General features: G+C 41.2%; 25 protein-coding genes. 9 read left to right on the top strand and 16 right to left on the bottom strand.

What is annotated here, in order from left to right; all coding sequences use genetic code 11:
* Positions 1 to 8 precede the first annotated feature (8 nt).
* The 8 genes from ALFOR1_RS04115 to ALFOR1_RS04080 all read right to left on the bottom strand — a co-directional run bounded on the left by ALFOR1_RS04115 (position 9) and on the right by ALFOR1_RS04080 (position 5,118).
* Complete coding sequence (locus tag ALFOR1_RS04115; protein ID WP_058547215.1) at positions 9 to 647, bottom strand: protein-L-isoaspartate(D-aspartate) O-methyltransferase; 639 nt, start codon at positions 645 to 647, stop codon at positions 9 to 11.
* Entirely contained in the window at positions 637 to 1,401 is a 765-nt protein-coding gene (gene surE / locus ALFOR1_RS04110; RefSeq protein ID WP_104642151.1) for a 5'/3'-nucleotidase SurE, read from the bottom strand. The genes ALFOR1_RS04115 and surE overlap by 11 nt, the downstream gene beginning before the upstream one ends.
* Entirely contained in the window at positions 1,382 to 2,431 is a 1,050-nt protein-coding gene (truD, locus tag ALFOR1_RS04105) for a tRNA pseudouridine(13) synthase TruD (protein WP_104642150.1), read from the bottom strand. The genes surE and truD overlap by 20 nt, the downstream gene beginning before the upstream one ends.
* Positions 2,428 to 2,925, bottom strand: coding sequence for a 2-C-methyl-D-erythritol 2,4-cyclodiphosphate synthase (ispF, locus tag ALFOR1_RS04100; protein WP_058547212.1), 498 nt, complete (start codon positions 2,923 to 2,925; stop codon positions 2,428 to 2,430). The genes truD and ispF overlap by 4 nt, the downstream gene beginning before the upstream one ends.
* Positions 2,922 to 3,623, bottom strand: a complete 702-nt coding sequence (gene ispD / locus ALFOR1_RS04095; RefSeq protein ID WP_104642149.1) for a 2-C-methyl-D-erythritol 4-phosphate cytidylyltransferase — start codon at positions 3,621 to 3,623, stop codon at positions 2,922 to 2,924. Before ispD ends, ispF begins: the two co-directional genes overlap by 4 nt.
* On the bottom strand, positions 3,613 to 3,900 hold the full coding sequence (gene ftsB, locus ALFOR1_RS04090; RefSeq protein ID WP_058547210.1) for a cell division protein FtsB: 288 nt from the start codon (positions 3,898 to 3,900) through the stop codon (positions 3,613 to 3,615). Before ftsB ends, ispD begins: the two co-directional genes overlap by 11 nt.
* Positions 3,901 to 3,931: 31 nt before the next feature.
* Entirely contained in the window at positions 3,932 to 4,564 is a 633-nt protein-coding gene (locus ALFOR1_RS04085) for a hypothetical protein (RefSeq protein ID WP_058547209.1), read from the bottom strand.
* Between the two features lie 74 nt (positions 4,565 to 4,638).
* Positions 4,639 to 5,118 (bottom strand): DUF2947 domain-containing protein, encoded by a 480-nt coding sequence (locus ALFOR1_RS04080; protein ID WP_058547520.1) that lies wholly within the window; start codon positions 5,116 to 5,118, stop codon positions 4,639 to 4,641.
* Positions 5,119 to 5,178: 60 nt separating this feature from the next.
* Between ALFOR1_RS04080 and ALFOR1_RS04075 the strand changes: the two genes are divergently transcribed.
* From ALFOR1_RS04075 to ALFOR1_RS04065, 3 genes are read left to right on the top strand one after another with little or no spacing between them, the layout of a single operon-like run.
* Positions 5,179 to 5,403 carry a DUF1653 domain-containing protein gene (locus ALFOR1_RS04075; RefSeq protein WP_104642148.1) on the top strand — a complete coding sequence of 75 codons (225 nt, stop codon included), beginning with the start codon at positions 5,179 to 5,181 and terminating at the stop codon, positions 5,401 to 5,403.
* Between the two features lie 52 nt (positions 5,404 to 5,455).
* A complete protein-coding gene (locus tag ALFOR1_RS04070) occupies positions 5,456 to 6,304 on the top strand; it encodes an AAA family ATPase (RefSeq protein WP_058550874.1) in 849 nt (282 codons plus the stop codon).
* Between the two features lies 1 nt (position 6,305).
* Complete coding sequence (locus ALFOR1_RS04065) at positions 6,306 to 7,493, top strand: vWA domain-containing protein (RefSeq protein ID WP_104642147.1); 1,188 nt, start codon at positions 6,306 to 6,308, stop codon at positions 7,491 to 7,493.
* Positions 7,494 to 7,681: 188 nt separating this feature from the next.
* On the opposite strand, the gene ALFOR1_RS04060 is transcribed toward ALFOR1_RS04065, so the two are convergent.
* The 6 genes from ALFOR1_RS04060 to tkt all read right to left on the bottom strand — a co-directional run bounded on the left by ALFOR1_RS04060 (position 7,682) and on the right by tkt (position 13,189).
* Complete coding sequence (locus ALFOR1_RS04060; protein WP_104642146.1) at positions 7,682 to 8,098, bottom strand: GNAT family N-acetyltransferase; 417 nt, start codon at positions 8,096 to 8,098, stop codon at positions 7,682 to 7,684.
* 18 nt (positions 8,099 to 8,116) lie between these two features.
* On the bottom strand, positions 8,117 to 8,572 hold the full coding sequence (locus tag ALFOR1_RS04055; RefSeq protein WP_104642145.1) for a GNAT family N-acetyltransferase: 456 nt from the start codon (positions 8,570 to 8,572) through the stop codon (positions 8,117 to 8,119).
* 71 nt (positions 8,573 to 8,643) lie between these two features.
* Positions 8,644 to 9,879, bottom strand: a complete 1,236-nt coding sequence (locus tag ALFOR1_RS04050; RefSeq protein ID WP_104642144.1) for an NRAMP family divalent metal transporter — start codon at positions 9,877 to 9,879, stop codon at positions 8,644 to 8,646.
* Between the two features lie 139 nt (positions 9,880 to 10,018).
* The gene (gene hpf / locus ALFOR1_RS04045; RefSeq protein ID WP_058547202.1) at positions 10,019 to 10,375 is read right to left on the bottom strand and encodes a ribosome hibernation-promoting factor, HPF/YfiA family; all 357 of its coding nucleotides are present in this window, start codon (positions 10,373 to 10,375) and stop codon (positions 10,019 to 10,021) included.
* A 180-nt stretch (positions 10,376 to 10,555) separates the two neighbouring features.
* Positions 10,556 to 10,870: a pyrimidine/purine nucleoside phosphorylase gene (ppnP, locus tag ALFOR1_RS04040; RefSeq protein ID WP_058547201.1), complete on the bottom strand. Its 315-nt coding sequence runs from the start codon at positions 10,868 to 10,870 to the stop codon at positions 10,556 to 10,558.
* 327 nt (positions 10,871 to 11,197) lie between these two features.
* Positions 11,198 to 13,189, bottom strand: coding sequence for a transketolase (gene tkt / locus ALFOR1_RS04035; protein WP_104642143.1), 1,992 nt, complete (start codon positions 13,187 to 13,189; stop codon positions 11,198 to 11,200).
* 304 nt (positions 13,190 to 13,493) lie between these two features.
* Here tkt and metK point away from each other — a divergent pair, with 304 nt between their 5' ends.
* From metK to serA, 5 genes are all read left to right on the top strand, one after another.
* Positions 13,494 to 14,645, top strand: coding sequence for a methionine adenosyltransferase (gene metK, locus ALFOR1_RS04030; protein ID WP_002958976.1), 1,152 nt, complete (start codon positions 13,494 to 13,496; stop codon positions 14,643 to 14,645).
* 169 nt (positions 14,646 to 14,814) lie between these two features.
* On the top strand, positions 14,815 to 15,357 hold the full coding sequence (locus ALFOR1_RS04025; protein WP_058547199.1) for a hypothetical protein: 543 nt from the start codon (positions 14,815 to 14,817) through the stop codon (positions 15,355 to 15,357).
* 18 nt (positions 15,358 to 15,375) lie between these two features.
* On the top strand, positions 15,376 to 15,972 hold the full coding sequence (locus tag ALFOR1_RS04020) for a 5-formyltetrahydrofolate cyclo-ligase (RefSeq protein WP_104642142.1): 597 nt from the start codon (positions 15,376 to 15,378) through the stop codon (positions 15,970 to 15,972).
* A 37-nt stretch (positions 15,973 to 16,009) separates the two neighbouring features.
* Positions 16,010 to 16,663 carry a ribose-5-phosphate isomerase RpiA gene (gene rpiA, locus ALFOR1_RS04015; protein WP_089348450.1) on the top strand — a complete coding sequence of 218 codons (654 nt, stop codon included), beginning with the start codon at positions 16,010 to 16,012 and terminating at the stop codon, positions 16,661 to 16,663.
* 9 nt (positions 16,664 to 16,672) lie between these two features.
* Positions 16,673 to 17,902 (top strand): phosphoglycerate dehydrogenase, encoded by a 1,230-nt coding sequence (serA, locus tag ALFOR1_RS04010; protein WP_058547196.1) that lies wholly within the window; start codon positions 16,673 to 16,675, stop codon positions 17,900 to 17,902.
* Between the two features lie 90 nt (positions 17,903 to 17,992).
* Here the strand turns inward: serA and ALFOR1_RS04005 are convergent, their stop codons facing one another.
* Both ALFOR1_RS04005 and radA read right to left on the bottom strand, forming a co-directional pair.
* Positions 17,993 to 18,925, bottom strand: a complete 933-nt coding sequence (locus tag ALFOR1_RS04005) for a hypothetical protein (protein ID WP_104642141.1) — start codon at positions 18,923 to 18,925, stop codon at positions 17,993 to 17,995.
* A 75-nt stretch (positions 18,926 to 19,000) separates the two neighbouring features.
* Positions 19,001 to 20,386 carry a DNA repair protein RadA gene (radA, locus tag ALFOR1_RS04000; RefSeq protein WP_104642140.1) on the bottom strand — a complete coding sequence of 462 codons (1,386 nt, stop codon included), beginning with the start codon at positions 20,384 to 20,386 and terminating at the stop codon, positions 19,001 to 19,003.
* Between the two features lie 361 nt (positions 20,387 to 20,747).
* Here radA and ALFOR1_RS20435 point away from each other — a divergent pair.
* Positions 20,748 to 20,965, top strand: a 218-nt coding sequence (locus ALFOR1_RS20435; RefSeq protein WP_232007045.1) for a hypothetical protein, incomplete at its 3' end; no start/stop codon positions are given.

The following is a 20,965-nucleotide window of genomic DNA, read 5'->3' as shown; positions in this document are numbered from 1 at the left end:
ATGAATTCCTATTCAATATCGCCAGGTATGAGCGGTACAAACCTTACGGGGGCAATAACATGCTCTGTGTAGTTATCGCCATTGCGAATAACCATGGTTAACTTTTGCTCTTGCTCTCCTATAGGGGCGAGTAACACACCACCATCAGATAGTTGAGCGAGTAAATCTTGTGGAACTTTAGACGCGGCTGCGGTAACAATTATGCCATCAAAAGGGGCTTGTGACTGCCAACCCTGCCAGCCATCGCCATGTTTCATTGCTACATTATATAAATCGAGTTGATGCAAACGGCGTTTAGCTTGCCATTGAAGCGCTTTAATGCGTTCAACCGAATATACTTTAGTAAACGATTTAGCCAGTACAGCGGTTTGATAACCAGAGCCTGTGCCAATCTCAAGTACTTTATCGCGCACACCTGCAAGGCGAAGTAACTCTGTCATACGGGCAACAATATAAGGCTGCGAAATCGTTTGTCCTTGTCCAATAGGCAGCGCTGTGTTTTCGTAAGCTTTGTGCTTTAGTACATCATCTATAAATACATGGCGCGGTATATCTGCAATAGCACTAAGGACTTGTGTATCCTCTACCCCTTCACGCTTTAAAAGCTCAGCAAGCGCTTTGGCGCTTCGTGAGTAATTAGCTAGCACTATTTATCTCCAAATCAGCTAACCAGTCTCCTACTGCTTTTAAGCTATCTTTTGCAGTCATATCAACACTTAGTGGCGTTACAGATGCAAAGCCATTATTTATTGCATAAAAATCAGTACCTTCACCTGCATCGCTTTCAGTACCTAATGATCCATACCAAAAAATATCACGACCCCACGGGTCGGTTTCCTTGGTCATGGTTTCGGCTTTATGGCGCGCACCTAAACGCGTTACTTGTACACCTTTTAATTCATTTAACGGAATATCGGGCACATTAATATTTATAATTTGATCTTTAGGAAGCGGATGCGATGCCAAACCTTTTATTATATTTACGGTTACAGCGGCTGCCGTTTCAAAATACTCACCTTTGTGCGAGCAAAGCGATACAGCAATAGCAGGCAAGCCTAAATGACGACCCTCTGTAGCAGCTGCAACGGTACCAGAATAAAGCGTATCATCGCCTAAATTAGCACCATGGTTAATACCCGCAACAACTAAATCGGGTTTTTCATCAACAAGTTGGTTAACACCTAAGTGAACACAGTCAGTGGGTGTGCCATTAACTGATATAAAGCCATTTTCGAGCGTGGTGGCACGTAAAGGGTTCATTAATGTTAATGAATTACTTGCTCCACTACAGTTTCTATCAGGGGCAACCAGTGTTACCTCTGCTATTTGCATGAGTGCTTGATATAAAACTGCAATGCCTTTGGCATTTACACCATCGTCATTACTTAGAAGTATCTTCATTATTGCTGTCCTTTTCTTTTCGCTCGCGAGGGCTAGCATCGGTATAATCCACCAGCTCACGTAATAATGCGGTTGCAAAACACCCTTTAGGTAAACCAAAACTTAGTTTTAACGTAGTTCCATCAAGTGTTTCAACAGATAAGTCTTGTGGTATAAGCCTTAGCATTCTGCGTTCATTTTTAAGACCAAGCCCACCTAAGCCATCGCACCATGCTTGGTATGGTTTGAGCCATGTTTTTTCTTGATCGGTTAAGCCTTTTTCGCTTTTACCTACCATAGGTGCCGACATCATAATATCGCCAGAAGCTAAGCGAGCTATGTTCTCATCACTTATTGCATCTTCAAAAAACGCATTACTGCCGCTTAGCATAAATACTTCGCGGTGCATGGTTTTGGCTAAGCCATGTTCGTTTACACGCAAGCTTACTATTTGGTTAAATACGTGCGAGCGCGCTGCAGAAATGATAATACCGCGTAGCTTTTTATCGCGAATACGCTCCCCAGCAAACATTTTTTCGGCCATTACTAAGTTATGGCCGCCGTGCCCAAAGCGCTGCTCACCAAAGTAGTTTGGCACACCTGAACGCACCGCATTTATACGGCACAATATATCAAGCGGCTGTGTAACATTACGAAGCGTAATAGTAAATTTATTGCCCTTATGACAACCCGTTCGTAGTTTTCGCTCATGGCGCTGCTGCGAAACTATAAAAATGCTCTCGCTGTTAAGCTCACTAAAATCAATATGCTTTTTAATAGGCACTTTTACGCTAAACCATTGGCTACATACACCGTGGCGATCTTTCATGCCCGCGTAACTTACATCACGTGGAGATACACCTGCTTTTTGAGCGATAATTTTAGCAACATATTGTGTGTTTTCGCCTTTTTTAACCACTTGTAAGCAAACATGCTCACCGCTGCCAGTAAACTCAATACCTAAATCTTCATCCACCATAAAATCTTCAGCCGTGGTTTTAAAGTCCGCTTTAGAGAGTGGTGCACCGTATAAATAATTTAAGTCGCTCATGCGTTTGTTGTACTCGTAAGCGCTTTACTCATAATAACAACTGCATGACTAGAAATACCTTCTTTACGCCCTTCAAAGCCCAGTTTTTCGGTTGTAGTAGCTTTAACATTTATCTGGCTAAGATCGCAGTTTAAATCGCTGGCTAAATTAGCACGCATAGCTTGAATGTGTGGCAGCATTTTTGGTGCTTGCGCCACAATAGTGACATCACCGTTACCCAATACATAACCTTGCTCTTTAGCAAGGCCTACAACGTGGCGAAGTAAAATACGACTGTCGATATTTTCATACTCGCTGGCTGTATCAGGGAAGTGCTTGCCAATATCGCCCATAGCGAGCGCACCTAAAATAGCGTCGCATAATGCATGAATAGCTACATCACCATCTGAGTGTGCTAAAAAGCCTTGTGGGTAATCAATTTTTTCACCACAAATAGTTAACGGGCCTACGCCGCCAAATTTATGTACGTCAAAACCATGGCCAATTCGAATCATACTGCACTCTCGTTTTGTTGTTTGTTTAATAAAAACCCCGCCAAATCTAAATCTTCTGGCGTGGTTATTTTAATATTGTCGCTGCGCCCTGCAATCAATTTAACCGGCTTATTTGCCCACTCTATGGCGCTTGCTTCATCGGTAATTGTTACACCATTTACCAGAGCATTTTGTAAAGCGCTTTTAAGCTCATCGTACTTAAAAAGCTGCGGAGTAAGCGCTTGCCATAAATCGTCCCGGGGTACTGTTTGCTCGCTGTACGTATGCCCACGCTTTATGGTGTCTTTTACTTTACTGGCTAAAATACCGCCTTCATTTGCTTTTATACATTCATTAATAAGCGTATTTATATCGTCAATATTTACAAGTGGCCGCGCGGCATCATGCACTAACACCCACTGTGGTGGGTTGGCTTCTAAAAAAAATAAACTATTAAGCACAGAGTCGGCACGCTCTTTACCACCACTTGCACGTATTACGCGTGAATCTATTTGCGGAAGCTCATCAAAGTAAGGGTCAGTGTCGCTAATCGCCACAACAATACGGCTTAATTGAGGGAGTTGAGATAGTTTAGCTAAGGTATGCTCTAAAATGGTTTTACCAGCTAACTTTATATATTGCTTAGGCGCATTGTGCTGCATTCTGCTGCCAACGCCTGCTGCCGGTACAATAGCAGCAATTGAATTTTTAGTTGTCATGTTGTTTGCCCGGTAAAACACGAATAAATGTTTCGTCCGGTTTGATCATTCCTAATTCGTTACGTGCACGCTCTTCAATACCTTCTTGGCCAAGTTTTAAATCTTCTATATCGGCGGTAAGTACTTTATTACGTTTAATTAGTTTTTCGTTTGTTTGCTGGTGCGATGCTACCGCCGACTTTAATCGTGTGTAGTCTTGTACGCCATTATGGCCAAACCATAATCTATATTGCACAAACAGTGCTAAGCACAATAAGCCAATCTGAAAAAAACGCATTAACACTCCTTATTTTTTAATTACTCGCAGTTCAAGCAAGTGGGCGTTTAATATTACGCCAGTTAATATTCCCTGCCAGTAGCATTTCTCTAAGCGATAAAACACGCGGAATACTGCGCTTTGAAAACTGCCATTGGTGGCCACAACATGCTGCTGTTAAACTTATTTTACTCGGTTTAATTAATTGCGCATTTTGATCTTCAAGGCTCTCGCCTAAAAAGCTAAACCAGCCTAACTCGTTACAATGTAATTTATTGCCTTGAAGCTCATCAATACTGTCTATTCTAAAACGTACTTGGTCGTAGCAATGCAATAATACAGGTACTACAAGCCCCACTTTGGCATACGATTTATAAAAAAGCTCATTTGCTTCAGTGTTCACTTCTGGCGGTGTAGGCTTTTGTTTTTCAAGCCACGAGCCATTTTGCGAATCAAGCTCAAAAGGCGTTTTGCTATTGGCAACCAAAGTAGCCGCTCGTTCAATATAATAAGGTAAACTTTTTAATTGCCTACGAAGTTTATCTGCGTCGGGCTCGGCGACTAAACGCTGAACCTCTCGCTGGTAAAACGCATTACACAACTGAGCATATAGCACTTTTTGTGCATCAGTTTGCCAAATTTCAACTTGCTGCTGAGCACCAAGTGACTGATTTTTCGCGACCAATAGCTGTACTCAAAAACAAATAGGTAGTTGTTTTATAGCACAGTACCGAATACTTTTTAAGCGCCCTTATTAATTTAAGCGCTTGGCTTTTCACCTAATTTTGCATTACCCGACTCTAAAAACTGCACAACCGTATTACGCTTTTTACCTAATAACAAACTGCCATCAGCTAAAAACATAAAGTTTTGCCAATTGCGTTTAAATACATCAAAGGTTGTTTCAATAATATTATTTCGCGCCATACAAAAATAAACGGTGGTATTAGCTTGCCAATCTAGGTGTTCTAAAATGGACTGTGGTAAATGCTCGTCTGAATTTTCCCACGCGTCTTCCCAGTTTACTTCTTCGCTAAAGCTCTCTTCTTTACCACACCAATCTGTTTTATCAAAAAAATCTGGGTGGTCATGTTCGCGGCTAACCATCGTTGCCCAAAGCACCGCGGCACGCTCTTCACTCATTGGTTTTATTCGCGCTGCGTCCTCGTCTGAAACGGGAATATCTTTATGGCGAAAAACCCACGCCTTTTTGTAATCATCTAGCAGAATATAATTCATAGTATTTGGTATATTGTTTGGCATAATAAAAGCAAGCCACATTATACAAGAGAACAGCAAATGACTACAGCACTAAAACCGGGTTTATACCAACACTACAAAGGTCCACAATACAAAGTTATTCACGTTGCCACCCATAGCGAAACCGAGGAGCAACTTGTTATTTATCAAGCCTTGTATGGTGAGTTTGGTATTTGGGCGCGCCCACTAAGTATGTTTTTAGAAACCGTCGAAAAAGGCGGCGAAACCATACCTCGTTTTGCTTACCTTGGACCTATAGATTAACTATGGCATTATAACTAAATAACTTACTGCTCAGACCAGACAAGGGTGCACCGTGCAATTTAACTCTACCGACAATTACATCGCAAGCAGCTCGCTAAAACAGGCTGTAAATGCCGCCATTATGCTCGAAAAACCATTATTAATTAAAGGTGAACCCGGCACGGGTAAAACCATGTTGGCTGAGGAGCTTGCAAAAAGTTTAGATACCGAGCTTATTCAATGGCACATTAAATCGACTACCAAAGCGCAGCAAGGTTTGTACGAATACGATGCCGTATCGCGCCTACGCGACAGCCAATTAGGTGACGAACGCGTCCACAATATTGGCAACTACATTGTTAAAGGTAAATTGTGGCAAGCATTTAACTATGCCGAGCTTAACGGTAAACGCCCTGTACTTTTAATTGATGAAATAGATAAAGCCGATATCGAGTTCCCAAACGATTTACTGCTTGAGCTTGATAAAATGGAGTTTCATGTTTACGAAACTAACGAGCGCATTGTAGCCAAAGAGCGCCCTATTGTGATCATCACATCCAATAATGAAAAGGAATTGCCGGACGCATTTTTACGTCGCTGCTTTTTTCACTATATCGATTTTCCTAGTAGTGACGAAATGCAGCAAATTATTGACGTACACTACCCCAATGTTAAGCAAGATTTAGTACGCCAAGCGCTAGAAGTATTTTTTAACTTACGTGAAGCCAATGGCCTCAAAAAGAAGCCCTCCACCAGCGAATTACTCGATTGGTTAAAGCTTTTAATGGCAGAAGACATAGACGCAAAAACACTGCACGACAAAGCGCAAAAAGGCGGATTAATGCCAATGTTTGGCGCCTTACTTAAAAATGAGCAAGATATAAGCCTAATCGAAAAACTCGCCTTTATGAGCCGCCGTTAAGATGTTGATTGCGTTTTTCTTCAAACTGCGTGAATACCGCCTACCTGTAAGCCTGCGCGAATTACTCGATTTAATTAACGCCTTAAAAAAAGGCGTTATATTTGCCGACGTAGACGCCTTTTACCATTTAGCGCGCACCATAATGGTAAAAGATGAAACGCACTTTGATCGATTCGACAAAGCCTTTAGCGACTACTTTAGCGGTATTGCTGACCTTGATTTGCTCGAGAGTTTAAAGCAACAGCACAACCTACCTGAAGATTGGCTACGCAAAGAGTTTGAAAAACACCTAAGCGATGAAGAAAAAGCCCAACTAAAAGCCATGGGCGGGCTCGACGAGCTTATGAAAACCCTAAAAGAGCGTTTAGAAGAACAACAAAAACGACATGCAGGCGGTAATAAATGGGTGGGCACTGGCGGTACATCACCTTTTGGTGCGTACGGCTATAACCCAGAAGGCGTGCGTATAGGGCAAGACGGCAACCGTAATCGCCAAGCGGTAAAAGTGTGGGATAAACGAGAATACAAAAACCTCGACACGGACCGCGAAATCGGCTCGCGTACAATTAAACTCGCCCTTAAGAAGTTACGTAAATTTGCCCGCACTGGCGCAAGCGACACGCTTGATTTAAACGAGACTATTCGCGCTACTGCAAAACAAGGCGGCATGCTTGATGTAAAAATGGCGCCCGAGCGCCACAATGCAGTAAAAGTATTGATGCTGTTTGATATTGGCGGCTCAATGGATGACTACATTCATACCTGCGAAGAGCTATTTAGCGCCGCCCACGGCGAGTTTAAACATTTAGAGTTTTACTACTTTCATAACTGTTTATACGAACACGTTTGGCAAGACAATGCTCGCCGCCATTCAAACGTAATAGACACCATGACGCTGATTAATAAATTTACCAGCGACTACAAAGTGATATTTGTCGGCGATGCCACTATGGGACCTTACGAAATAGCCTACCCCGGCGGCTCGGTAGAACATTACAATGAAGAGCCCGGCAGTGCATGGCTTGCACGCATTACAAACCACTTTGATAAAGTCGCGTGGCTCAACCCACAACCCGTTGAACACTGGCCGTACTATCAATCAATTGATTTTATAAAGCAGCTGATGAGTAACCGCATGTACCCGCTGAGCTTAGATGGAATAAGTAGAGCGATAAAAGAGCTGAGTTAGATTTAATTTACGACGGCTCAGCGCTAGCAGCGAAGCTTCAAAGTGTGACCTATAATTTTGTTGGGTGGCGCCTTCGGCTTAACCAGCCTACCTTTTGGCGTAGGTTGGATAATGAATTAACTAGAAACAACCCGACTTACAAAGTTAATGAGAAATATTATAAAAATAAAATGCAGCAATATTTACTATTACTTGCTAATAAACTTACACATTCCAAACCCTAAGCTATCGCCATCGCGTTTTACATAACCATAATGTTTATAAAAGCTTTCTTTACCGTGAGCACTTAATAAACCGACTGTAGCGCCATTAAAGCAAGTGTTGCTTAAGTAGTTTTCAACGTGAGTCATTACTAAACGACCAATACCTTGTTTTTGATAACTAGGCGCAACAATTATATCTTGAATATAAAAATACATTGCGCCATCACCAATCACTCTCCCAGTGCCTATCAACTTATCAATGTCGTACACGGCAACCCAAAACTGTGAGTTTTCGATGCTTGCTTTTAGTACTTCATCGTCGGGGTTTTTCCACTTTACTTGTGTACGTAAATTGGCAAATTCATCCAGTGCTGGGGCTTTAAGTTCAACTTTATAAACCATAATATCCCCTACTCACTTTTAAAACCCTTTACTCATAAACAAGCTATACGGATCTAACTCATAATCAGCAAACGGTTCGCACTCTTTAAAACCAAACTGAGTATAAAGCTTTTGCGCGGGCAAAAATGCCTTTGCAGTGCAGGTCTCTAGGCTTAACTTTTTATAACCTCGCTGTGTTGATTGCTCAATAATGTGCGTGAGTAACTTAGCGGCTATGCCTTGGCGTAAATAGTTGCTTGAGGTGCGCATTGATTTAATTTCGCCATGCGTTGTATTTAGCGCTTTTAATGCGCCAACACCCGCTAAATTATTATCAATCCATAAGCTATAAAAGGTTATGTTGGGTTGGGTGAGTTTACTCACATCAAGTGCATGAACGCTCTCAACAGGTGAGTGTTTTAGCATATCGTTATGATGCGCTTGTAGTAACTTTATAACGTGGGGGTTTGAAAGCTCACCTGTTCTAATATCCATTTATACCTCGTTTAATCCTAGAATCTAATGCTTTAGGGCTTTAATTAAAACCCTAAAGTAAGGGGCTATATTTAGGCTGCTAGTTTCCATACTACAAACGCAACAGCGAAACCAACCAAGTACACTAAGCCTAGCCACGTTAAGCTACGCAGTAATACGCTGTGCTTAATAGCTGGCTCTGATCGCACAAGGCTAAAGTTAAGCCATGCAAAAACGGGGGTGGTTACAAAAGCAAGTGTCATGGCAAAGGTAAGCATGGGGCCAAGAGCTGATTTAAAAAATAAAATAACGGCCATGCCAGCTAGTGCTTGCAGTACAAGCCAAATATTTAAGCTGTGTTTTGATTGCTTAAAACCAAGTAATTTGTGTGATTCGTTAAGTGTGCGCGCGTAGCCGTCAAGCACGGTAAGTGTAGTGCCAAACATACATAAAAAAGCAATGGTTGATACAAGCGGCCTTGCCCACTCGCCTATCGTGAGTGCGTACATATCGATAAGTTGTTTAGCAAAAGCAACCCCGCCTAGTTCTATATTGCTGCTTTGCCCATATTGCACCAGCACTCCTAAGCTAAAAAATACTAATGCTAAGCACGCTGTTAACCAATAGCCTACGTTAAAATCGAACAAGCCTTGGCTTTTAGTGACTGTTTGCTGGGCTTGTTTTTCTTTTAGCCAAAGCGAGCTAAGCGCTGATATTTCTATTGGTGCAGGCATCCAGCCCATTAACGCGACCATAAAGCTCAGCATAGCCAGCTCGTACGGTGATGGGCCAACATAATCAGCTGGCGCCATTGGGCCATTACTAAACGCAATAACCAGCGCAATAACAGTAGCAAGCGTTAATAGCCCCATTATGCCTTTAGCAACGCTGTCGAGCGCTTTAAAGTGCCCTAACAATAATATGGCTAAACACACACCGAGCAATATCCAACACAGTAGCGTTACTTCTATCACTATTGGCAGCGCATAATGCAGTAAACTTGCTGTGAGCAGTAATACACCTGCGGTATTTACTATGGCGGCAAGTATGTTTAGGCCTATAAAACTATAAAAATAAACAGGGCCTTTATTTTTATAACCTTCTACTAAACTGTTTTTAGTCGCTAGAGTGTATTCCATACCAAAACGAAAAAAAGGATATTTTAATACGTTAACAACCAGTATTAACCAAAATAGTTGCCAACCAAATAATGCACCTGCTTGAGTTGATGCTACTAAGTGAGATCCGCCAATCGCGGCGGTGGCCATTAAAATGCCTGGGCCAAGGGCACCTAAACGAGATTTCCATGTTGCTTGTGTTTGCTGCATTAATTTCTCAAAATATGTGTGTTGTGCGCTCTTTTTACTAATTTATTTAATTAATAAACTGCAAGAGCGCATAACTTACCTAATTTACAGGCAATAAAAAAGAGCCCTTAGGCTCTTTTTAATAACACAAACAAAACTTTTACTTAAGTTCCATCTCTTGGATGATTTCGTGTGCAATTTCAGGCGTTGTACTTACAGGCTTTTCGTGTAGGTTTGCTTTTATTTGCCCTTTTCGATGTTTTAGTGCCGCATCGAGTTTTTTAGCTGCGCTTGCAATAGCTGGGTACATAACTTCGTTTTCCCCTTTTACCGATATACGCGCACCTTCGTAATTAGTGCTAATTTCTGCTTGGATCTTATGATGTTCTTTAGACAAAATAATATCGAGTGCAATAAGTGATGGGAAATGGCTCTCGATTTTTGAAAACTTTTCGTTGATATGCTCTCTAATAGAGTCAGTAACGTCAACATGGTGACCAGAAAGATTAATTTTCATAGGGTATCCTTTTATTTGTTACCTCATAAATAGTATTGGGGGCTATTTAGATTAACACAAGGAAAAAGGTGAGATATTTGAGGTTTATTTACTAGTTTTGCTGATTTAAATCATGGGTTGTGCAAAGTTTATGCAAAGCCCATTAACCATGGGCTTTCAGACGTCTAGCAGTACTAGCTATTAATCTGTGTACGAGCAACAGTAGTCGGCAAAATCTACCACTTTTACTTTAAAGCTTACGTTAGCATCTACATTAAACGATTCACCCGCGTTAAATGTTTTCCACTCACTCTCGCCTGGTAATAAAATATCCCACTGACCACCTAAAAGCTCCATGAGTTCTTTTTTGCTTGTATCAAATACAAATTCACCAGGCTGCATAAAACCTAATGTTTTAGTTGTTCCATCGCTAAGCACAACCGTACGGCTCGATACTTTTCCGTCAAAATACACGTTAGCTTTTTTAATTACACTTACATTATCAAACTGAGACATTTTAGCTCCTGCTATTAATTTAAGATTTTTGTTTATAAATTTTATCGCACTACATTGCCTGATAGGTAAATAGCTTGCAAGAGAAGTGTATTGAAAGTTACTCACTTAAAGTATTCAAAGCAGCCCTTTAGGTAGCATTAAATAAATTAGAAACTGCCTTCCTTCATGAGCAAGCTCTTCGTCTACCACTCAAAGTTAAACTCCCTGTAGACGCCCAGCTTGCTGGCGTTTTAAATCAACGCTTTTACAGTTATTCAAACAAAAAAGCCCGCGCTGTTTTTCACAGTGCGGGCTTTTCAATTACTTACTTTATTTAATCAAATACTATTAAAAAAGCTCGTTTGCTTTGCTTACAATATTTTCTACAGTAAAGCCAAAGTGCTCAAACAGCTCGCCAGCAGGGGCAGACTCACCAAAGGTAGTCATACCTACTACAGCGCCGTTTAGGCCTACGTACTTGTACCAGTAGTCAGCAATACCTGCTTCTACTGCTACGCGGCGTGTAACTGATGCCGGTAATACACTTTCTTTGTACTGTGCAGATTGATCTTCAAAGGCATCTGTACACGGCATAGATACAACTCGTACCTTTTTACCTTGGCTGCGTAGCTCTGTTGCTGAATCTTGTGCTAACTGAACTTCAGAACCCGTTGCAATAATAATTAGCTCCGGATTACCGTCACAGCTAAGGATGTAACCACCCTTTTTAACATCGCTTAATTGCTGTGCGTCACGCGCTTGCTGCTCAAGACCTTGGCGAGTAAAGATTAGCGATGTAGGGCCGTCTTTACGTTCAATAGCTTGTTGCCATGCAATTGCCGACTCAACTTGGTCACACGGGCGCCAGTTGTATAGGTTAGGCGTTAAACGCATGCTTGCAATTTGCTCTACCGGTTGGTGAGTTGGACCATCTTCACCTAGACCGATTGAATCGTGCGTGTATACAAAAATGCTTGGTTGCTTCATTAGTGCAGCCATACGTACCGCATTTTTTGCGTATTCAACAAACATTAAGAACGTTGCACCGTAAGGAATAAAACCTTTATGAAGGGCAATACCATTCATAATGGCCGACATACCAAACTCACGTACACCGTAGTAAATGTAGTTACCGCTTGCATCGTCGTGTGTTAAGCCTTTAGATCCATCCCAAATTGTTAAGTTTGAGCCTGCTAAATCGGCTGAGCCACCCATGAATTCTGGTAATAACGGACCAAATGCGTTTAGTGCATTTTGTGACGCTTTACGAGATGCAGGATTTGCTGGGTTTGCTTGTAGTTGCTCAATGTATTCTTGAGATTTTGCAGCCCAGTCGCCCGGAAGTTCGTTATTAATACGGCGCTTGTATTCTGACGCTAGCTCTGGGTATGCTTTTGCGTATGCTGCAAATTTTTCATCCCAGCTTGATTCTTGCTGCTGGCCTTTTTCTTTGCTATCCCACTGTGCGTAAATATCAGCAGGAATTTCGAATGCATCGCCAGTCCAACCTAAAAATTCGCGAGACGCTTTGATTTCGTCATCACCTAGTGGTGCACCGTGACAATCGTGGCTACCTGATTTATTAGGCGAACCGTAACCAATCACTGTTTTACAACAAATTAGTGATGGTTTGTCGGTAACACTTTTCGCCTCTGCTATTGCAGCACTAACAGCATCGCTGTCGTGGCCATCAACGCCACTTATTACATGCCAACCGTATGCTTTAAAGCGAGCTGGTGTATCATCTGTAAACCAACCTTCTACTTCACCATCGATTGAAATGCCGTTGTCATCCCAAAACGCAACAAGTTTACCTAGGCCCAATGTGCCAGCAAGTGAACCCGCTTCATGAGAAATACCTTCCATTAGACAACCGTCGCCTAAAAATGCATAGGTAAAGTGATCAACAATATCGTGACCTTCACGGTTAAACTGTGCAGCAAGTGCTTTTTCAGCAATCGCCATACCTACGGCATTTGTGATCCCTTGACCTAGTGGACCCGTAGTAGTTTCGATTCCTGGTGCATAACCGTACTCAGGGTGACCTGGCGTTTTAGAATGCATTTGACGGAAGTTTTTAATTTCGTCCAGTGGTAAGTCGTAACCAGTTAGGTGCAATAGAGAATAGATAAGCATTGAACCGTGGCCGTTTGAAAGAATAAATCTGTCACGGTCAGCCCACTCTGGATTAGTTGGGTTATGTTTTAGATAATCGCGCCATAATACTTCAGCGATATCGGCCATGCCCATAGGGGCTCCAGGGTGACCAGATTTGGCCTTTTGTACTGCGTCCATTGACAAGACGCGAATAGCATTTGCAAGTTCTTTGCGAGATGGCATGAATTCTCCTACCTTTATGTGTATTTGCGCGGGTATTTATGTGTTCATTAATGCTCTTAAATATCTTAAGAGCTTTTATGGCAACCATTCTTACTTATTGTGGGTGCAGTGTGCAATTAAAAACCCCATAAAAATGGGGCATTATGAATATTTTTTAAGACCGAAAAGTTATTACTCATTTTATTTAGACGTCTAGGCGTAAAAAAACTATGCAAGCAGTTTTGTTTTAGATAAAATACGCCCCTTAATTTTTTAGCGCTAATACCGACGTTTGTGAAGCGCAATATTTGTGAGCAGAAATACAATGGCAAAACATTTATTTACTTCTGAATCTGTTTCTGAAGGTCATCCGGATAAAATCGCCGATCAAATCTCTGATGCGGTACTTGATGCTATCCTAGAGCAAGACTCTCATGCCCGTGTTGCGTGCGAAACTTACGTAAAAACCGGTATGGTTATGGTTGGTGGTGAAATCACTACTAGCGCATGGGTTGATATTGAAGAAATTACACGTAAAACAGTACGTGAAATTGGCTACACACATTCAGACATGGGTTTCGATGCAGACTCGTGTGCAATTTTAAACACTATTGGTAAACAGTCTCCTGACATTAACCAAGGTGTTGACCGTACTAGCCCAGAAGAACAAGGCGCAGGCGATCAAGGCTTAATGTTTGGTTACGCATGTAACGAAACAGAAGTACTCATGCCAGCTCCAATTACTTACTCACACCGTTTAGTACAGCGCCAAGCGCAAGTACGTAAAAGCGGTGAGCTTAACTGGTTACGCCCAGATGCAAAATCTCAAGTTACATTTGCATACGAAAACGGTAAGCCAGTAGGTATTGATGCTGTAGTACTTTCTACTCAGCACAGCGAAGACATTTCACAAAAAGATTTAGTAGAAGCGGTGATGGAAACTATCATCAAGCCGGTACTTCCTGCAGAGCTTATTACAAGCGCGACTAAATTTTTCATTAACCCAACGGGTCGTTTTGTAATTGGCGGACCTATGGGCGATTGTGGTTTAACAGGTCGTAAAATCATTGTTGATACATACGGTGGTATGGCGCGTCATGGTGGTGGTGCTTTCTCTGGTAAAGATCCATCAAAAGTTGACCGCTCAGCTGCATACGCTGCACGTTACGTTGCTAAAAACGTAGTAGCTGCAGGCCTTGCTGATAAGTGTGAGTTACAAGTATCTTACGCAATCGGTGTTGCAGAGCCTACCTCTATCAGCGTTGAAACATTTGGTACAAGCAAGCTAGAAGAAAGCCGTTTAATCGAGCTTATTCGTGAACACTTTGACCTACGCCCTTACGGCTTAATTCAAATGCTTGATTTAGAGCGCCCTATCTACCTTCCTACAGCGGCTTACGGCCACTTTGGTCGCGACGAATTCCCTTGGGAACGTACAGATAAAGCAGACGCACTTCGCGCAGCTGCTGGCCTTTAAGCCAACACAGTACAAAAATATAAACGGCCCTTTTTAGGGCCGTTTTTATATCTAACGTTTAACTATATTGTTTATAGAGCGTCTGCAAAATAACAATAAAATCAATCTCGAACTCTTTTGCACTTTAGGTATATACTCACTTTATTATAAAAGCTTTAGGGATAGTTTAATGGCCGACAACTTTCGCGTTATATTTGTAGAACTTGCACAAGGTGTTGATAGCAAAACAGCGTGCGTAAATTTAGCAACTAAACTAAAAACGTCAGAAGAAAAAGTGGCTCTTTTTTTAAAGGGCAAACCATTATTTGCGCCAAGTAATAAAGATAAAGCGCTAAAACAAGCCAAGCTCTTAGCGAGCCTCGGCATTAAAAGTAAACTACAAGCAAGTACATCGCCAACGCCCTCTCAACAAATGCCAAGCAGCCAGCGCGATGAAAGAATTTTTGATGCACTAGATTACATTACGAGTAGCTTAATTCGCTTAGAAGAAAAACTTGAAGAGCTAGAGCAACGTCTTCCTGAAGCCCAATTAAAAGCACCTGATGAAAGTACAGATGAATGGCAAGACGACGACTTAATGCTTGATGAAGAGCTTATAACAACACCAGCAAAGCGTAGTAATTTGTTTCTATATATATTAATAGCTACCGTCGTTATTTTGCTGATTTTGCTTGCTGTTTATTTAGGTTTTCCAAATTTATTTTCTTTTTAGGTGCGGTTAAATAATTAAATGAGCAATAAACGAGCACAAATAAGAACTCAAATACGTAAAATACGTAATAGCTTGCCAAAAAGTCAGCAATCGATCGCAGCCCAATCGTTAAAAGTGAATTTTACTCAACACCTAAAAAGCAAAAAAACACCTAACAAGAAGCATATTGCCATTTATTTCAGTAATGATGGCGAGCTAGATACCTCTTTGTTAATTAATGAATTATGGCAACAAAACCACACACTTTACCTTCCTGTAATTCACCCATTTAATGGCGCTACATTGCTGTTTCAGCGCTATGAAAAAAACTCACCCATGAAGGCAAATCACTATGGTATCTTGGAGCCTAAGCTGAACTGCTCTCAAATATGCCCATTAACTGATTTAGATTACTTACTTATGCCATTAGTTGCATTTGATAACCAAGGTAACCGGTTAGGAATGGGAGGTGGGTTTTACGATAAAACACTGGCACAACTCCACCAAGGCAATTGGCAAAAACCGCAACTTATTGGCTTAGCACATAGCTGTCAAAAAGTAGACGCACTGCCTATTGAATCGTGGGATGTACCACTTAAAACTATTATTACTCCTGATAAAATTTATCAATGGTAATAAGCACTCACTACACATTTGATATATGAGCATGACAATGACGCAAGACGAATTAAAAAAAGCAGCAGCATGGGCTGCACTCGAGTTTGTTAAAGAGAACACTATTGTTGGTGTTGGTACAGGCTCTACCGTAAATCATTTTATAGATGCCCTTGGTACAGTAAAAGACACCATAACGGGTGCAGTATCAAGCTCTGAAGCTTCAACAGCGCGCCTAGAAGCGCTAGGTATTGAAGTGTTTGAGCTAAATAACATTGATGTACTTGATGTATACGTAGATGGCGCAGATGAAATTAACGCCCAAAATGAAATGATCAAAGGCGGCGGTGCAGCACTTACCCGTGAAAAAATTGTAGCAGCGGTAGCAAAACAGTTTGTGTGTATTGTTGATGACACAAAACTAGTAGATACATTGGGCGACTTCCCGCTTCCGGTAGAAGTTATACCAATGGCACGCAGCTACGTTGCACGTGAATTATTAAAACTTGGTGGCGACCCTGTGTACCGCCAAGGCGTAGTAACAGATAACGGTAACGTTATTTTAGATGTACACAATTTAAGTATTAGTAATGCCAAACAACTTGAAACACAGATTAATTCAATTGTTGGCGTAGTTACCAACGGCCTATTTGCAATGCGCGGTGCTGATAAAGTAATTATCGGCACTAAAAATGGGCCACAAATTAAATAGGATGAGGTTATGAGTAAGGTATCGTTAGCAAAAGACAAAATTAAAATTCTCTTGCTTGAAGGTGTTCACCAAAGCGCAGTAGAAACGCTTAAACGTAATGGTTACAGTAACATCGACTACGTAAAAACATCCTTACCTGAGGACGAGCTTAAAGAGCGCATTAAAGATGTGCACTTTGTAGGACTTCGTTCTCGTACTCATATTAACCAAGCTGTATTAGAGTCGGCTGAAAAGTTAGTAGCCATTGGTTGTTTTTGTATTGGTACAAACCAAGTAGATTTAAGCGCAGCACGTGAGCGTGGTATTGCGGTATTTAATGCCCCGTTTTCAAACACTCGCTCTGTAGCAGAGCTTGTACTTGGCGAAATACTATTGCTATTACGTGGTATTCCAGAGCGTAATGCAGCAGCGCACCGTGGCGGCTGGTTAAAAACAGCAACCGGCTCATTTGAAGCCCGTGGTAAAACGCTCGGTATTATTGGTTACGGCCACATTGGTACGCAACTAGGTATTATGGCTGAAAACATAGGTATGAACGTAGAGTATTATGATATCGAAGATAAACTATCTTTAGGTAACGCAACGCAAGTACATAACCTAACGCAGCTTTTGCAACGTGCTGATATTATTAGCTTACACGTTCCAGAAACACCGCAAACTAAAAACCTGATTGGCACTGCTGAACTTGCAGTAATGAAGCAAGGCTCTATTTTAATCAACGCTTCACGCGGTACTGTGGTAGATATTGATGCACTAGCAGAAGCACTTAGCGAGAAAAAACTAAGCGGCGCTGCTATTGATGTATTCCCCGTTGAACCAAAATCTAACGAAGAAGAATTTGTATCGCCGCTGCGTGAATTCGACAACGTTATTTTAACGCCGCACATTGGTGGTTCAACTCAAGAAGCGCAAGAAAACATTGGTATTGAAGTAGCCGGTAAATTAGCTAAATACTCAGATAATGGCTCAACAATTACGGCTGTTAACTTCCCTGAAGTATCACTACCAGAGCTTGCTAATCGTAGCCGTTTATTACACGTGCACCACAACCGCCCAGGTGTATTAACGCAAATTAACCAAGCGTTTGCCCAGCACGGTATTAACATTGCCGCTCAGTACTTACAAACTGATGAATCAATTGGTTATGTAGTTATTGACGTAGATACAGATCAATCAGAAGTTGCACTTAAAGAGCTAAGCGCAGTAGAAGGTACAATTAGAGCGCGTATTCTTCACTAAAATAGCTATCAGCTGAAATAATAAAAGCCGTACTTGATTAATCAAGTACGGCTTTTTTGCATTAAGCTGACAATGTATAGCTTATCGCTATTATTCGCCTTTAACTTCTAAGTTAATAAATTTAACTAGCTCTTCTGGCTGGCCAGCTAACATCATTATTTGCTGGTTTACTTCCATCATGGTTTTACCTTCAGGCAATTTTGCCGATACGCTTAAAGAGTTTAAGCCTTTGGCAAAATCAGTTAACGATTGTGCAATTTCTTCAGTTACGGGAGCTTGCTGTAATTGTTGCTGAAGCGTCATTTGCATTTGCTCAAGCGTCATACCTTGTTTTTCAAGCTCACTCACAAACAGCTCTTTTAATTTGCCTTGGTTATTAAGTACTAAATTAATATTACGAGGCTCAAGCTTGCTCATAGCTTGCATCACTAAGGTTTGCTGTTGTAACTCTTGCTCGTAAGTAAGTGGCGTGTCACCTGCTTCTTGTTGCGCTTTGCTTATAGCAAGGAATGCGTCCATTAATGCTTTAGAATTGGCAAGGCCTACATCCATATTAAAACTAACAATATCTTTTGCATCAAGCTTTAAAACAACATCGCTATCGCCAGATTGCTCATCGTAATCAAGCGATGAGCTTAAGTCGTAACTTGCTGAGGCGAGCATTTCGTTTGTATCAGCTGGCAGTTTTGCTACAAAGTCTTTATCGAACTGAAAGCTTTTAACTTCAAACGATGTATGTGGCGATATTTTATCGGTTTCGTAACCTGTTACTTCTATACTTTGAATATGCGCTACATTTTCGCCCTCAGGGCCAATTACTTCCATGTTAGTGATTTCAACACTTTGAGAAATAACACTTGCCGATAAACCCGCATATTTAAATGTCGCGCCGGTTTGATCGCTCACTAAAGCAAGTTGCTTATCTACTTCAGTACGTACTTCTTGAGTCGCTACATAGTTTGCGTAGCTAATGCCACCAACACCTGCTGCAACAATGGCTATGGCTATTACGAGTTTTTTCATGTTATTTCCTTATTCTGTTCTTTGTATAAACTGTGTTGGCTCAAGAGTAACATTGCATGGCAATCCCTGTAAGCGTTAATTAATCAAACTAAGCAGCTCATGCACTGTTTTTACTGGTGTAATTTTAGCACCTAAGCCTTCCATAGATTTATGGTAATTACGAAATGGAATAAATATTTCGGTAAAACCATGCTGCGCAGCCTCTTTAACTCGCGGCACACCACTGTCGATTGGGCGTACGTCGCCGTTTAAGCTAAGCTCACCCATAATGCAGGTTGTACGCGGTACTACAAATTCGTTTAAGCTACTTAAAAGCGCAGTCACTAACGCTAAATCAATACAGGTTTCGGTTTCATCGATTCGTAAACCGCCCACAATATTAAAAAACGTATCGTGGAATATTTTAGTTTTGGTGTGTTTACGTAAAATACCAGTAAGCATTTTTATACGGTTCATGTTTAAACCTACACATACACGCTGCGGGAACTCAGCTTCGGTTTCGGTAGTTAAACATTGTATTTCGAGCAATAAGTTACGGTTACCTTTACGAATACAGGTAATGGTAGAGCCTGGCGATTCCGTACTTGAACCCGATAAAAAAATCTCGCTTGGGTTATCAACGCTAAGCATACCCCGCTCACACATTTTAAATATACCTACGGTATCAATGTCGCCAAAGCGGTTTTTATTTGCCCTAAGAGTACGTACCTGCCCATCGTTAGTATCTATATGCAAAAGCGCATCAACTATATGTACTAATGTTTGCGGCCCTGCTATTTCATTATTTTTATTAACATGGGCAATAATAAACATGGTGACATCGTTTTGCTTACAGTATTGTGTAAGCGCTTGCGCAGCACTTTTTACTTGCGAAGGCGAACCTGGGCTGCCATTTGCAGTATCGGTAACGACCGCTTGAATAGAGTCAATTACTGCAAACTTAATTTTATTTTTATCAAGCTCTTCAATAATGGTTTCTACGCTAGTTTCTGAGAGTAAGTAAAGTTCATCAGCGTTGTAATTAAGCTTTAACCTGTTTACACGGTTTTTAAACTGTGACAACGACTCCTCTGCCGTACAGTAAAGCGATGGCATACGCTGAGACATTCTGGCAACTAAGTCAGATAAAAGCGTTGTTTTACCCGCTCCAGGGTCACCCGAAATAATATTAACTGAGCCGGTAGTAACGCCGCCGCTTAATACTCGGTCTAACTCGCCAATTTCAGTTAACTGTTTTTCGGCTTCTGCTGTGGCAATATCATTTATTTTTTTAGAACCACCGCCAACACCACCGGCATAGCCTCCAACAGTCGCTCTTACTGCTGCTTTTTTGCTTTGCCCTGCTGAGGGTTTAAACTCTGCTAGTGTGTTCCATGCGCCGCAGCGACATTGACCCTGCCAACGTTGATAGTTCATGCCACATTCGGTACAAACAAATTCTACTTTTGCCGCTTTAACCATTTATAACCTTACCTACTTTTTCTTTAATTTTAAAAATATCGACTATTGAGTGCTCATTTTGCCATTTAAAACTTTTACTTAGCAACATACTCTTGCCTGTTGTGCGATCTAACGGCACAATCTTTAAATACAAACCCTGTTTTTTTCGCTACAATTTAGGGCATACTTTTTGCTTTGATAATATTTAATGTGACTTGCCAACAAAATGGCACATAACACATAATAACAAGAGCTAAACGGTAGTTATTCAAAAAATCGTACCTATATTAATAACATAGAGCGATTCACGTTTATTAAATCTTCAAATAAATGGACTTAATAGTATACCTACTTTTTCAATTAGACGGTGATGGTTTTATAAATGGCTGAAGACATATTGCTCAAATACGAAGACCTCGTAAACGAGCTTAAAACATATTTAGGTAACGCAAAATTTGACCTAATTTTCAAATCAAAAACGGCAAGCTTAACTAAGCCCGAGCAATTTTTGATGAAAATGGAAATGTCGCGCCTTTCTCAGCCTGTGGCTCGCTTTGTTGATTTACGCGGTTTAGTTACCGGACAAGTAAAGCCTTATGA

The organism is Pseudoalteromonas carrageenovora IAM 12662, from assembly GCF_900239935.1.
Taxonomy (GTDB): Bacteria; Pseudomonadota; Gammaproteobacteria; order Enterobacterales; family Alteromonadaceae; genus Pseudoalteromonas; species Pseudoalteromonas carrageenovora.
This window is presented reverse-complemented; position numbering and strand designations above follow the sequence as displayed.

Bases quoted from the DNA above. Each gene is read 5' to 3' on its own strand.
- serA (WP_058547196.1), top strand. From the start codon at position 16,673: ATGAGTAAGGTATCGTTAGCAAAAGACAAAATTAAAATTCTCTTGCTT.
- ispD (WP_104642149.1), bottom strand. From the start codon at position 3,623: ATGACAACTAAAAATTCAATTGCTGCTATTGTACCGGCAGCAGGCGTT.
- hpf (WP_058547202.1), bottom strand. From the start codon at position 10,375: ATGAAAATTAATCTTTCTGGTCACCATGTTGACGTTACTGACTCTATT.
- surE (WP_104642151.1), bottom strand. From the start codon at position 1,401: ATGAAGATACTTCTAAGTAATGACGATGGTGTAAATGCCAAAGGCATT.
- ALFOR1_RS04065 (WP_104642147.1), top strand. From the start codon at position 6,306: ATGTTGATTGCGTTTTTCTTCAAACTGCGTGAATACCGCCTACCTGTA.
- ALFOR1_RS04075 (WP_104642148.1), top strand. From the start codon at position 5,179: ATGACTACAGCACTAAAACCGGGTTTATACCAACACTACAAAGGTCCA.
- truD (WP_104642150.1), bottom strand. From the start codon at position 2,431: ATGAGCGACTTAAATTATTTATACGGTGCACCACTCTCTAAAGCGGAC.
- tkt (WP_104642143.1), bottom strand. From the start codon at position 13,189: ATGCCATCTCGCAAAGAACTTGCAAATGCTATTCGCGTCTTGTCAATG.
- radA (WP_104642140.1), bottom strand. From the start codon at position 20,386: ATGGTTAAAGCGGCAAAAGTAGAATTTGTTTGTACCGAATGTGGCATG.
- ALFOR1_RS04025 (WP_058547199.1), top strand. From the start codon at position 14,815: ATGGCCGACAACTTTCGCGTTATATTTGTAGAACTTGCACAAGGTGTT.
- ftsB (WP_058547210.1), bottom strand. From the start codon at position 3,900: ATGCGTTTTTTTCAGATTGGCTTATTGTGCTTAGCACTGTTTGTGCAA.
- ispF (WP_058547212.1), bottom strand. From the start codon at position 2,925: ATGATTCGAATTGGCCATGGTTTTGACGTACATAAATTTGGCGGCGTA.
- ALFOR1_RS04060 (WP_104642146.1), bottom strand. From the start codon at position 8,098: ATGGTTTATAAAGTTGAACTTAAAGCCCCAGCACTGGATGAATTTGCC.
- ppnP (WP_058547201.1), bottom strand. From the start codon at position 10,870: ATGTCTCAGTTTGATAATGTAAGTGTAATTAAAAAAGCTAACGTGTAT.
- ALFOR1_RS04050 (WP_104642144.1), bottom strand. From the start codon at position 9,879: ATGCAGCAAACACAAGCAACATGGAAATCTCGTTTAGGTGCCCTTGGC.
- ALFOR1_RS04055 (WP_104642145.1), bottom strand. From the start codon at position 8,572: ATGGATATTAGAACAGGTGAGCTTTCAAACCCCCACGTTATAAAGTTA.
- rpiA (WP_089348450.1), top strand. From the start codon at position 16,010: ATGACGCAAGACGAATTAAAAAAAGCAGCAGCATGGGCTGCACTCGAG.
- ALFOR1_RS04020 (WP_104642142.1), top strand. From the start codon at position 15,376: ATGAGCAATAAACGAGCACAAATAAGAACTCAAATACGTAAAATACGT.
- ALFOR1_RS04080 (WP_058547520.1), bottom strand. From the start codon at position 5,118: ATGAATTATATTCTGCTAGATGATTACAAAAAGGCGTGGGTTTTTCGC.
- ALFOR1_RS04005 (WP_104642141.1), bottom strand. From the start codon at position 18,925: ATGAAAAAACTCGTAATAGCCATAGCCATTGTTGCAGCAGGTGTTGGT.
- metK (WP_002958976.1), top strand. From the start codon at position 13,494: ATGGCAAAACATTTATTTACTTCTGAATCTGTTTCTGAAGGTCATCCG.